Source organism: Rhizorhabdus dicambivorans (genome assembly GCF_002355275.1).
GTDB classification, from domain to species: domain Bacteria; phylum Pseudomonadota; class Alphaproteobacteria; order Sphingomonadales; family Sphingomonadaceae; genus Rhizorhabdus; species Rhizorhabdus dicambivorans.
In genome coordinates this window covers 2367524-2379446 of sequence record NZ_CP023449.1, presented here as the reverse complement: position 1 = coordinate 2379446, position 11923 = coordinate 2367524, and the positions used below count along the sequence as shown (strand labels likewise).

Annotated in this window: 12 protein-coding genes, 1 tRNA gene and 1 other RNA gene; 4 read left to right on the top strand and 10 right to left on the bottom strand. The window is 66.0% G+C overall.

The features are described from left to right. Positions 1-35 precede the first annotated feature (35 nt). From ffs to CMV14_RS11255, 4 genes are all read right to left on the bottom strand, one after another. Positions 36-132, bottom strand: an RNA gene (gene ffs, locus CMV14_RS11270) — signal recognition particle sRNA small type. A gap of 145 nt (positions 133-277) precedes the next feature. Next, complete coding sequence (locus tag CMV14_RS11265) at positions 278-613, bottom strand: 2Fe-2S iron-sulfur cluster-binding protein (RefSeq protein ID WP_066959310.1); 336 nt, start codon at positions 611-613, stop codon at positions 278-280. After that, on the bottom strand, positions 610-1869 hold the full coding sequence (locus tag CMV14_RS11260; protein ID WP_066958988.1) for a cysteine desulfurase family protein: 1260 nt from the start codon (positions 1867-1869) through the stop codon (positions 610-612). Before CMV14_RS11260 ends, CMV14_RS11265 begins: the two co-directional genes overlap by 4 nt. Then, positions 1866-2921 carry a cysteine desulfurase family protein gene (locus tag CMV14_RS11255; RefSeq protein WP_066958987.1) on the bottom strand — a complete coding sequence of 352 codons (1056 nt, stop codon included), beginning with the start codon at positions 2919-2921 and terminating at the stop codon, positions 1866-1868. The genes CMV14_RS11260 and CMV14_RS11255 overlap by 4 nt, the downstream gene beginning before the upstream one ends. Positions 2922-3031: 110 nt before the next feature. Between CMV14_RS11255 and CMV14_RS11250 the strand changes: the two genes are divergently transcribed. Next, positions 3032-3679, top strand: a complete 648-nt coding sequence (locus tag CMV14_RS11250; protein ID WP_011950903.1) for an alpha/beta hydrolase — start codon at positions 3032-3034, stop codon at positions 3677-3679. A gap of 42 nt (positions 3680-3721) precedes the next feature. On the opposite strand, the gene CMV14_RS26735 is transcribed toward CMV14_RS11250, so the two are convergent. Next, positions 3722-3889 carry a hypothetical protein gene (locus CMV14_RS26735; protein WP_176488933.1) on the bottom strand — a complete coding sequence of 56 codons (168 nt, stop codon included), beginning with the start codon at positions 3887-3889 and terminating at the stop codon, positions 3722-3724. 131 nt (positions 3890-4020) lie between these two features. Here CMV14_RS26735 and CMV14_RS11245 point away from each other — a divergent pair, with 131 nt between their 5' ends. Then, positions 4021-4827 carry a phosphotransferase family protein gene (locus tag CMV14_RS11245; protein ID WP_066958986.1) on the top strand — a complete coding sequence of 269 codons (807 nt, stop codon included), beginning with the start codon at positions 4021-4023 and terminating at the stop codon, positions 4825-4827. An 86-nt stretch (positions 4828-4913) separates the two neighbouring features. Here CMV14_RS11245 and CMV14_RS11240 read toward each other — a convergent pair. The 4 genes from CMV14_RS11240 to aspS all read right to left on the bottom strand — a co-directional run bounded on the left by CMV14_RS11240 (position 4914) and on the right by aspS (position 8323). Next, positions 4914-4988, bottom strand: a tRNA-Val gene (locus CMV14_RS11240). A 208-nt stretch (positions 4989-5196) separates the two neighbouring features. Further along, the gene (gene hbs / locus CMV14_RS11235) at positions 5197-5469 is read right to left on the bottom strand and encodes a non-specific DNA-binding protein Hbs (protein WP_066958985.1); all 273 of its coding nucleotides are present in this window, start codon (positions 5467-5469) and stop codon (positions 5197-5199) included. A 130-nt stretch (positions 5470-5599) separates the two neighbouring features. Then, positions 5600-6385, bottom strand: a complete 786-nt coding sequence (locus CMV14_RS11230; protein WP_066958984.1) for a polyphosphate kinase 2 family protein — start codon at positions 6383-6385, stop codon at positions 5600-5602. Between the two features lie 159 nt (positions 6386-6544). Further along, positions 6545-8323 carry an aspartate--tRNA ligase gene (gene aspS / locus CMV14_RS11225; protein ID WP_066958983.1) on the bottom strand — a complete coding sequence of 593 codons (1779 nt, stop codon included), beginning with the start codon at positions 8321-8323 and terminating at the stop codon, positions 6545-6547. Between the two features lie 93 nt (positions 8324-8416). Here aspS and rnd point away from each other — a divergent pair, with 93 nt between their 5' ends. After that, positions 8417-9586 carry a ribonuclease D gene (gene rnd, locus CMV14_RS11220; protein ID WP_176488932.1) on the top strand — a complete coding sequence of 390 codons (1170 nt, stop codon included), beginning with the start codon at positions 8417-8419 and terminating at the stop codon, positions 9584-9586. Between the two features lie 123 nt (positions 9587-9709). Here the strand turns inward: rnd and CMV14_RS11215 are convergent, their stop codons facing one another. Continuing rightward, the gene (locus tag CMV14_RS11215; protein WP_083215642.1) at positions 9710-11209 is read right to left on the bottom strand and encodes a Ppx/GppA family phosphatase; all 1500 of its coding nucleotides are present in this window, start codon (positions 11207-11209) and stop codon (positions 9710-9712) included. 71 nt (positions 11210-11280) lie between these two features. Here CMV14_RS11215 and CMV14_RS11210 point away from each other — a divergent pair, with 71 nt between their 5' ends. Further along, positions 11281-11913: a phosphatase PAP2 family protein gene (locus CMV14_RS11210; RefSeq protein WP_066958981.1), complete on the top strand. Its 633-nt coding sequence runs from the start codon at positions 11281-11283 to the stop codon at positions 11911-11913. Positions 11914-11923: the final 10 nt, after the last annotated feature.

The following is an 11923-nucleotide window of genomic DNA, read 5'->3' as shown; positions in this document are numbered from 1 at the left end:
TAGCCAGAGAGGCCGCGCTTGTCCTTTTCAATTTAAGAGGTGGGAGCCGAACGACCCGATACGAAATCGTTGCGGCTGCTTCCTTCCGGACCTGACCGGGTTGGCGACGGCACCGTCCGCCCGACTCCCGCGGCGCATATGGGGGAAGCGCGGCGGGGATGCAAGCCGTGGCGATATCCGTCGCCCCGGCGTAGGCCGGGGCCGTCAGAGTTTATGGGACGAGGTGGCGCCCGAACCCCGTGGCAGCGCCGGCCTCCGCCGGGGGCGACGCTATGGATCACCGCCCCTGCATGTTCCGCGCGCCCGCCGGCATCCGCACCGTCAGGCTGTCGAGCGTGTCGGCCAGATGTATCTGGCAGGCAAGCCGGGAATAGCGCGTCACATGACTGGCGAGGTCGAGCAGGTCCTCTTCCATCTCGGAGGCGGGGGCCAGCTTGGCGAAATCGGCGGCGTCGACGATGACGTGGCAGGTCGAGCAGGCCATCTGCCCCTCGCAGGTGCCTTCCAGTGGCTGACCGTCGGCCTGCGCCACCTCCAGCAACCGCTGGCCCGGCGCGGCCTCGGTCTCGCTGCGATGCTCGCCGTCGGCGGAAAGGAAGACGACCCTGGTCATGCCGCCCACATACGCTGTCTGGCGGCTGCGTCGAGGATCATCGTCACGGCTCTGTGAAGTTCGTCTCCGGTCGTATAGCGCCCAAAACCAAGCCGAATGGTCGATCGAGCTTCATCATCGGTAAGCCCTATGGCTTTCAGAACATGGCTTGGCCGGCCCGATCCGCTGGCACAGGCCGAGCCTGCTGAGAAGGCCACTCCGCGCACATCGGAAATCAGGCGGGCCGCATTGATGCCGCTCTTCCGGAAGCTCAGATTCCCATACCAGCGCGCCCCACGCGCACCATTGATGCGCCAACCATCGTCACGAAAACGGTCCCGAACTTCTTGGAAAAGCTCAAAAATTCTCTGCCCGCTGTCATGATGCCTCGCGAGTGCGGCCGCCGCTCCGAAACCCGCGCAAAGTGCTGGGCTTAGTGTACCCGAGCGCAATCCCCCCTCTTGGCCGCCACCATGCAAGATCGCGTTCGGTTCATGTCCGTAACGAACCCACAAGGCCCCAACACCTTTTGGACCATGCATCTTGTGCGCGGAAATCGCTATCAGGTCACAGAAACTGACCGGAACGTCCATCTTTCCAAACGCCTGAACAGCATCGCATATCACAGGCGCTCCTACGGCCCGCGCGCGCTCACTTATACGAAGCAAACCGATATGTTGCAGGGTGCCGATTTCATTATTCACATACATCATCGCGACTAAGGCTGTTCGTTCGTCGATTGCCTCTTGGGCATGGTGAGGATCGATACACCCCGCCTTGTCGACCGGTAGCACGACGATCTCTGCACCATATCTTGCAAGCGACGAGATCGTATCCAGAACCGCTGCATGCTCGGTTGCTACGGTAACGATCCTGCGCCGATGGGGCTCGGCCCTTTCAAACGTGCCCTTTATCGCCCAATTCAGAGCCTCGGTTGCGCCGCTCGTGAAAAAGAGTCGCCCGGAATCCACGGTGGCATCCCACGGGGAGCGGCCCGTTATCCAAGGCGATGTTTCCCGATCTTCAAGATGATCCAGGTGCCCGGGATATGACGCCTCTAGTTCTTCCATTACTTCGACATGAGGCTGATCGGAAACCAAAGGAGGGAGCAAAGCGGACATCACCTGGCCGCGCGCCACCTCGACCGCCGCCGCCGCCTCGCGACCCATGCGGTGCGGCGAATGCGGATTGCCGAACTTGTCGCCCAGCCAGGGCAGCATGGCTTCGCGTGCCTCGGGCGCGAGCGGCGTGGTCGCCTGATAGTCGAGATAGATCACGCCGCACGGGCCCTGGCGGACTCAGCGATCGCACGCCACTCGCTGATGAAACGGTCGATATCAGCTTCATTGGTGTCACGACCGAAGCTGACCCTGATCACCTCGCGCGCGTCGCCCTCGCTCCAGCCCATCGCCGCCAGCACATGGCTGGGCTTGAGGCTTCCCGACGAACAGGCGCTTCCCGCCGACACGGCGATGCCGGCCAGATCGAAGCGGATCAACTGGCCGGTAGCGGCGACGCCGGGCATCCGGTAGCTGGCGATGGTCGGTAGCCGCTCGGCGCCGTCGGCGACGATCGCGCCGCCATTCTCGCGGATCGCGGCATCGAGCCGGGCGCGCAGGATGCGCGCACGGTCGAGCCACGCGGCATCGGCCTCTGCCGCGACGGCAAAGCCGAGGACGGCCGGCAGATTCTCGGTGCCGCCGCGATAGCCCTGCTCCTGCCCGCCACTCGGTTCGAGCGTGGTAAGATCCCGGACGATCAGCGCGCCGATGCCGGGTGGGCCGCCCAGCTTGTGTGCGGAAATACCGATGAAATCCGCGTCCGGCAGCGGCATCTTGCCGGCGCTCTGGGCGCAATCGGCCAACAGCAGTCCACCAGCTTCGCGAACCACGACGCCGAGTTCGCCCAGCGGCTGGATCACGCCGGTCTCGTTGTTCACAGCCTGGATCGCGACCAGCGTTCCCGCCTTCAGCGGGCCCGGCTGAACGATGCCGTCCGCCGACACCGGCAGGCGCCCGGCAGCGGGCGCGGCGCGGCGAACCGCGTCATGCTCGACCGCCGAAACCAGCGACCGCTCGCCCCTGCCCCGCCGCAGCGCGATCTCGAGCGCCTCGGTGGCACCGCTGGTGAAGAGGATCGTGCCCGTTGCGCCCAGCGCCCTCGCTATCCGCGCACGCGCATCCTCCAGCGCGGCGCGGGCGGCGCGGCCCTCGGCATGGGGCGAGGAGGGATTGGCCCAACGCTCCAGCCCCTCCGCCATGGCGGCTCGGGCGGCGGGGAGAAGCGGGGTGGTCGCGGCATGATCGAGATAGAGTCGGGGGATAGCCAAGCGCGGTCATGCTCCATTTGATTGCGCGGGCGGCGCGGCTTTCTATATAGGCCTTCGATCGGCGGCGCGCCATCCGGTGCGCCCGGCTTACCATGTCCCGAAGGATATCGATGCCCGAAGTCATTTTCCCCGGCCCCGAAGGCCGCCTCGAAGGTCGCTTCAATCCGGGCCCGCGCCCGCGCGCGCCCGTCGCGATGATCCTCCACCCGCACCCGCAGGGCGGCGGCACGATGAACAACCGCATCGTCCAGTCGCTCTACCAGACCTTCGTGCGCCGCGGTTTCGCGACTCTTCGCTTCAACTTCCGCGGCGTCGGCAAAAGCCAGGGCACCTTCGACAACGGTATCGGCGAGCTGAGCGACGCCGCCTCGGCGCTCGACTGGGTGCAGTCGATCCACCCGGAGGCGCAGACCACCTGGATCGCCGGCTTCAGCTTCGGCGCCTGGATCGGCATGCAGCTGCTGATGCGGCGGCCCGAGATCAAGGGCTTCATCTCGATCGCCCCGCCCGCCAACATGTACGACTTCACGTTCCTGGCGCCCTGCCCTTCGTCAGGCATCATCATCCAGGGTGACAGCGACGAGGTCGTTACCCCGGGCGCCGTCCAGAAGCTGGTCGACAAACTGCGCACCCAGCGCCACATCACCATCCACCACGATACCATTCCCGGCGCGAACCATTTCTTCGCGGACGAGATGCCGGAGCTGATGAAGTCGGTGGACGATTATCTGGACATGCGCCTCTCGGGCGACCGCTGATATTCCCGGCCCTCTCCCCGTCCAAGGGGAGGGGGTCAGGCCCTACATCGTCCAGATCGCGACATTGGCAAACATGACCGTGCCGGCGATGATCATCAGCCAGCCGCGCTTATAGTCGCGCCTGGATACCATCATCCATACCCCGCCACCGCCCAGCAGCAGGCCTGCCAGCATCAGCAGGGACAGGGTCAGCGCGGCGGGTCCGTTCATCGTGCGTCCATAGCGGCTTGTCGAGAGTTGTGCCGATGGACCGGCACACCGCAACCTGTCAACGCCCTGTCCCGTTTATGTTGCAGCTGCGTAAGGACTTGCGTTATGTTGCTGTTTAGAGACACAAATCGATGAGCGTACCGCACTATCTCGCCCTGATCGGCAGCGGCTGCAGCGCCGAAGTGTTCCGGCTGGCCGGCGGGCGCGTGCTCAAACTGTACCGGGAAGGGCTCGATCCGGGCGTCATCGAGCGCGAGCATGACGGCGTGCGCCACGCCCAGCGGCAAGGCCTGCGCGTCGCCCGCGCGCTCGGCAAGCGGGAGCATAAAGGCCGGCTGGGCATCATCTTCGAGGAACTGGCGGGCACGCCGCTGCTTCGCGATCTGCTGCTGCGCCCCTTTCGCTCGCGGTCCCTGCTCGGTCGCTTCGCCGCCTATCATGCACGGATGCACCGTTGCAGTGGTGCCGGGCTGGACCATGCCCAGCACATCATCGTCCACGTCCGCATCCTTCACGCCGAGGTCGGCGAGGATATGCGCCGGCTGGCACTCGACCGGCTCTACGCGATCCCCGAAGGCGACCGGCTCTGCCATGGCGACTTCCACCCCCAGAATGCGATCCTCACCGATGAGGGGATCGCCGCGATCGACTGGTCCAACGGAAGCCGCGGCGATCCGGCAGGCGATGTCGCCCGCACCGAGCTGCTGCTCCGCTTCGGCGGCCTGGGTGGTATGATGCGCCGCTTTCCCTGGCTACGCCGCTTCAGGAATGCCGCCGCCAACCTCTATCTCCGCCGCTATTGCGAGGCGACCGGCATGAGCGAGGAAGCGATCGATGCCTGGCGGCTGCCGATGGCGATCGCCGCGCTGCATCCCGAAAGCCGCATCGATCGCGACGCCCTGGTGATGGAGCTGCGGGGACAGGGTCACGCGATCTGAGCATATCCTCCGGCACTCAAACGCACCGGATGACAGGCCCGAGTCCAGGGCGGCGACGAAGCAGGGATGAGGAGGAACCGGCAGCGTGGTGGGCGCAGCAGGGATTGAACCTGCGACCCCACCCGTGTGAAGGGTGTGCTCTACCGCTGAGCTATGCGCCCACGCTGCCGTTGTCCGGCGGGGCGGACCCCGGGGATGGCTGAGCGGATAGGGCGGGACTTTCGAGCTGTAAAGGCGGAAAACGACGGGACGCATCGGCATCCCGCAAAGCGCGGGCGGATGACCGAAAAGCGAAGGCCGCACGCGCCTCAAGGCGCGGCGGCCTTGCCCCCCCGTCACCCGGCTGCCAGAACCGGGCGTGTACCCCGTTTAGTTGACGGCGTCCTTGAGGCCCTTGCCGGGCTTGAACTTGGGCTGGCTCGACGCGCTGATCTTCATCGGCTCGCCCGTACGCGGATTGCGGCCGGTGGACGCCTTGCGCTTGCTGACCGAAAAAGTGCCGAAGCCGACGAGACGCACCTCGTCACCCTTCTTGAGCTGTCCCGTGATCGAATCGAACACCGCTTCCACCGCCTTGGAAGCATCATTCTTGGTCATGCCGGTCGCTTCGGCGACGGTGCCGATAAGCTCCTGTTTATTCATGCGATCATCCCCTACCTGTTATGTCTCTAGCCACGGCACGCGACACAAGGCCGCAGCGGCCGGCCTTGGGCCGCGGCGCGGATGCTGCAACAAAGGCGTAACATCCGCAAGGGGGAGTCCGGGCCTGTTCCTACGGCTTCTTCGACAGGCCGAGCTGGGCGCGGGCATAGCGTTCGAAATCGGGGTCAAGTTCGGGCGCATCCACCGGAACGCAGCGTTCGAGCGCATCGGCGATGTGGGTCAGTGCGGCGATGCGCGCCGCCTTCTTGTCGTTGCCGTCGATCACCTTCCACGGCGCCCAGCGCGTGTCGGTCTCCCGGAACATGTCCTTGATCGCGGCAAGGTAATCATCCCGCCGGGCGCGGTTGCGGAAGTCTTCGGGCGTGACCTTCCAACGTTTCCACGGGTGCTCCAGCCGCGCGGCCAGTCGTTCGTCCTGTTCCTTCTGCGTAACGTGGAGGAACAGTTTGACGATGTTGACCCCATCGGTCTGCTGCTGCGCCTCGAACTCGTTGATCTCGTCATAGGCGCGGCGCCATTCGCGCTCGCTGGCATAGGCTTCGACCCGCTCGACGAGGACCCGGCCATACCAGGTGCGGTCGAAGATCGCGATCCGGCCCTTGCGCGGGATTTTCTGCCAGAAACGCCAGAGGAAATGCTGCTCGCGCTCCTCGTCGGTCGGCGCGGCGATGGGCCAGACATGGAAATGGCGCGGGTCCCAGCCGGTCGTGAGCCGCTGGATCGCGCCCCCCTTCCCCGCCGCGTCCCAACCCTCGAACAGGATCATGCTGCGCTGCTGGCAGACGACATGCGCGACATGCAGCCGCGACAGGCGCGTCTGCACGTCGACCAGCGCGGCGTCATAGTCGCCGTCGAACTTCTCGCCTTTCTCGTAATCGTCGAGATCGATCGCCACGCACACAACTCCCCGGCCGGAACGCTCCCCATAAACCCTGGGCAAGCATCCTATAAGCGCGGGAGTTGGTAAATAGTTTCGGGACCGTCCTGCTATGGGACGGGTCACAGGCTGCGACATACTCGTCGCCCCCGGCCTCCGCCGGGGCGACGAAGTGTTCTAACTCTTCTGAGGTTCGACGATCCTGATGTTCAGCTCGCGAAGCTGCTTGAGCGACACCGCTGAAGGCGCGTTCATCATCAGGTCCTCCGCCTTCTGGTTCATCGGGAAGAGGACGACCTCGCGGATGTTGGGCTCGTCGGCCAGCAGCATGACGATGCGATCGATGCCGGGGGCCGATCCGCCATGCGGCGGCGCTCCGAACTTGAAGGCATTGATCATGCCGGGGAAATTCTCCTCGACCTGCTCCTGGGTGTAGCCGGCGATCTCGAACGCCTTGTACATCACCTCGAGCTTGTGGTTCCGGATCGCACCCGAGGACAGCTCCACGCCGTTGCAGACGATATCGTACTGATAGGCAAGGATATCGAGCGGGTCCTTCGTCTCCAGCGCTTCCATCTCGCCCTGCGGCATCGAGAAGGGGTTGTGGCTGAAGTCGACCTTCTTGGCGTCCTCGTCATATTCGAACATCGGGAAATCGACGACCCAGCAGAACTTGAACACGCCCTGCTCGATCAGGCCCAGTTCCTCGCCGACGCGGGTGCGCGCCGCGCCCGCCAGCTTGGCCGTCGCCAGTTCCTTGCCCGCAGCGAAGAAGACGCCGTCGTCGGGGCCGAGGCCCAGCGCCGCGATCAGCTTCGCGGTCGCCTCCTCGCCATGGTTCTTGGCGATCGGGCCGCCGGCCTCGCCACTCTTGATGTTGATATAGCCGAGGCCGGCATGGCCCTGGGCGCGCGCCCAGTCATTCATGTCGTCGAAGAATTTCCGGCTCCTGGCACCTGCGCCCGGCGCGGGAATGGCGCGGACCACGCCGCCGCCCTCGACGATACGGGCGAACAGGCCGAAGCCCGAGCCCACGAAATGGTCGGTAACGTCGGTGATTTCGAGCGGGTTGCGCAGGTCGGGCTTGTCCGAACCGTAGCGCAGCATCGCGTCCTTATAGGCGATGCGCGGGAACGGCGCGGGCGTGACCGCCTTGCCGTTGGCGAATTCCTCGAACACCCCGTGCAGCACCGGCTCGATCGCCGCGAACACGTCGTCCTGCGTGACGAAGCTCATCTCGAAATCCAGCTGGTAGAACTCGCCCGGCGAGCGATCGGCGCGGGCATCCTCGTCGCGGAAACAGGGCGCGATCTGGAAATAGCGGTCGAAGCCCGCCACCATCAGCAGCTGCTTGAACATCTGCGGCGCCTGCGGCAGCGCGTAGAATTTGCCGGGATGCACGCGGCTCGGCACCAGATAGTCACGCGCGCCCTCCGGCGAGGAGGCGGTGAGGATCGGGGTCTGGTACTCGGTAAAACCCTGATCGATCATGCGGCGGCGGATCGAACTGATCACGTTGGAGCGCAGCACGATGTTGCTGTGGATGCGATCGCGGCGCAGATCGAGGAAGCGGTAACGCAGGCGGATATCCTCGGGATAATCGGCCTCGCCCGCCACCGGCAGCGGCAGTTCCTGCGCGTTGGACTGGACCGAGACGTCGCGCGCGCGGACCTCGATCTCGCCGGTCTTGAGGTTGGGATTCACCGCTTCGCCGGCCCGCGCGACGACATCGCCCGTGATCGTCACGACCGATTCCACGCGCAGACGCTCAAGCTGCTTGAACGCTTCCGACTCGATGTCGGTAACGATCTGGGTCAGCCCGAAATGATCGCGCAAATCGACGAACAGCAGATTGCCATGGTCGCGCTTGCGATGGACCCAGCCCGACAGGCGGACCTGCGATCCGACGTCCGCGGCGCGGAGCTGGCCGCAATTATGGGTGCGATAGGCGTGCATGAATGATCTACTTTCAGGTGAATTTGCGTGGCGAGCGCTTCGCGCGGGCGCGCGGCGCTTGTCAAGCGTTGTAACCCGGCTATGGACGAAACCATGCATATTCATCCGCTGATCACAGACAGCGCCACGCTTGCCAATCTGTGCACCCGCCTCTCGCGGTCTCCGTTCGTCGCGGTCGATACCGAGTTCATGCGCGAGAGCACATACTGGCCCGATCTCTGCCTGATCCAGATCGCCGATGCCGAGGAGGCCGCCGCGATCGATCCCAAGGCGAAGGACATCGACCTTACCCCGCTGCTCGACCTGCTCGTCGAGAATGAGGAGGTGCTGAAGGTCTTCCACGCCGGCGGCCAGGATCTGGAGATCGTCCACAACCTGACCGGCAAGACCCCCTACCCGCTGTTCGATACCCAGATCGCGGCGATGGCGATGGGGCTGGGCGAACAGATCGGCTATTCGAACCTGATCGAAACGATGCTGGGCATCAAGCTCGACAAGGGCGCGCGCTTCACCGACTGGGCACGCCGCCCGCTCGACCGTCGCCAGATCGACTATGCGATCGGCGACGTCACCCATCTCGCCGCGATCTTCCCGCGCATGCTGGAGCGGCTGCGCAAGACCGGGCGCGGCGGCTGGCTCGACAATGAGATGGAGCGGCTCGGCGATCCCGCCAGCTATGCCAACCTGCCCGAACTGGCCTGGACCCGCATCCGCCTGCCGAGCCGCAAGCCCGAAGTGCTGGGCCGGCTGAAGGCGATCGCCGCGTGGCGCGAACGCGAGGCGCGCTCGAAGAACCTGCCGCGCGGCCGCATCGCCAAGGACGAGACCATCGCCGACATCGCCTCGCATCCGCCGCGCGAGCAATCCGACCTGTCGAAGGTGCGTGGCCTGTCGCCCAGCTGGTCGGGCAACGATATCGGCGCCCGCCTGATGGCAGCGATCCGCGACGCCGAGCCGATGTCCGACAGCGAGATGCCGCCGCGCGAGGACCGCAAGCCGGGCCTTGGCAAGGAAGGCGCGCTGATCGCCGATCTGCTCAAGCTGCTGCTCAAGGTCCGCGCGCGCGATGCCGATGTCGCTCCGCGCCTGATCGCCCGCGCCGAGGACCTCGAACTGCTCGCCGCCGGCGTGCGCAAGCTGCCCCTGCTGGAAGGCTGGCGCCATGATGTGTTCGGCAAGGATGCGCTGGCGCTGGTCGAGGGCCGGCTGGCCTTCAGCGTGCGCAACGGCAAGATGGTGATGTCGGAGATAGAGGGCGAGTGAGCGCGGACTTCCGAACCGGATCGTCGTCCCGGACTTGACCCGGGATCCCGCTTCTTTTCGACTTTCTACATCGGGCGCTCCGAAGGCAGCGGGACCTCGGGCCGAGGCCGGGGTGACTTTTTTTCAGCCGACCGCCAGCCGCGCCTGAAGCCCGAACGAAGCCGCCAGGGTCTTGTGCCGCCGCTCGACCGTCTCGCCATAGAGCACAGCATTGTCGCGCTCGATGATCAGTTCGACCGCATCGCCCGCCAGCGCCAGGCGGCTGCCCACCAGCGCATCGGCGACACCGCCCGAGAAGCGCTGGCCGAGCCGCAGCGCGAGGCCCCAGCGCTCCGCAGTGACGATTTCGGACGGTGAACAAATTCCGCTGATTACCGATATGATCCCCTGCCCGCCGAAGCTCGTCCACAGCGCATGCGCCATCATGCCCCGGCCGCGCGAATCGATGCCGACCCAGTTGCCGTGGAGCGCCGTCTCGACGCCACGCTCGGCGCGGAACTCGGGATGGGCGCGCCAGCCCACATCGGCCAGCAGGCAGGTGGCGTGGCGGATGCGCGCATCGGCCGGGCTCTCATGGCTGAACAGCGGCGCCAGCCAACGTTCGAGCAGGTCGCCATGTTCGGGGAAGCGACCCTGGCGAGCACCTTCCTCGCGGGTCGAGGCGATCAGCGGGTCCTGTGCGCGCTGATATTCGCTCAGTTCACCGTAGAGCACGCCTTCGCGCAGGCCATAGGCCGAGACGATAAGCTCGCTGGAGCCCAGATTGCGGACGACATGGCTGAGCAGCGAGGCCGCATGCGCCAAGGTCGGGATACGCGCGCCCGAAAGCCCGACGACGTCGCGCAGCCGCTTGCGGTCGAGATGCGCGAGCACCCGGACGAGATGCTGGGCATTTTCCGGCGGCATCCAATAATGATGGATGATCGGCAGCGGATAGCCGTTCAGATGCATGTCGAGCCGGGCGAGCGAGCGCCAGGAGCCCCCGACCATGTAGAAGGGCAGGCCCTGCCCCTTCCCCGCCCAGCCATTCTTCTCCAGCGTCCTGGCGACGAATCTGGCCAGCGCGCGCGGCCCCTTGGCCTTGACCGCGTCGATGCGCAGCACGCCCAGCGGGAAGGAACTGGTCTCGCGCACCTCGCCATCGACCACGCGGGCCAGCTCCAGGCTGCCGCCGCCAAGGTCGCCGACGATGCCGTTGGCGTTGGGAATCGAGGCGATCACGCCGAGGCCGGCCATCCGCGCCTCGTCGTCGCCCGAAAGTATCTCGACGGGCAGGCCGAGATCGAGCACGCGATCGATGAACATCTGCCCGTTCGACGCCTCGCGCACCGCGGCGGTGGCGACGGTGCGCGGCTTGGGCACGCCCATCTGCTCGCCCAGTCGCTGGAAACGGCGCAGCGAGGTGAGCGCGCGCTCCATCGCTTCCGGATCGAGCATGCCGTCGCGCGAAACGCCCTTGCCGAGGCCCGCCATCACCTTTTCATTGAACAGGGCCGCGGGCACACGCGCGGGTCCGTCATAGATGACGAGGCGAATCGAATTGGAGCCGATATCGATGATGCCCATGCGGGTATGGCCGGGCGCCGGATGCCTGGCGCGGCGGAACATCGAAATGGATGACATAGGGCTGCGGGTGTAGCGGATTTCTGCGGCGGATCAAACGCGGTAGATGCGCGCTTGTTGCGCCGGCCGGCATGGCCGTGGCACGAAGCGGCATGCGCCTCTCGACGTCCCTCGTCATCGCCGGTCTCGTCCTGCTGCTCGCCGGTTTACTGCTCTGGCACGGCGGACCCGCAACAGACCTGACCCTGTTCGAACGGTTGCGGCTCGATGCGCGGGCGCGAGGCGTGGCGGCCATCCGGGGCTTGACCGCCCTCGGGGGCTTCGCGGTGCTGGGCCCGCTTGCGCTCGTCATCGTCGCCTGGCTGCTGGCGCAGCGCCGGCACGCCGAGGCGCTATGGCTGTTCGCAACGATCGGCAGCGGCCGGCTGGCGGTGGAGGCGATGAAGGAGATTCTTGTCCGCCCCCGTCCGCCCCTCGTCGGCCGCCTCGCCGAAGTCAGCTCCCACAGCTTTCCCAGCTCGCACGCGGCGGGAACGCTGCTGACATGGCTGGCACTGGCAATCGTCTTCCCGCGCCTTCGCCCCTGGTCACTGCCTTTCGCGCTGGCGATGGCAGCCGCCATCGGCTGGAGCCGCATCGCGCTCGGCGTGCATTGGCCAAGCGACGTGCTCGCGGGATATGGGCTCGCATTGCTGACGGTAGGTATCGCGGCGCGATGGCTGCCGCAGCCCCCCTCCCCGTCACACCGAGCTGGTTCAGCATGACGGACGGCGC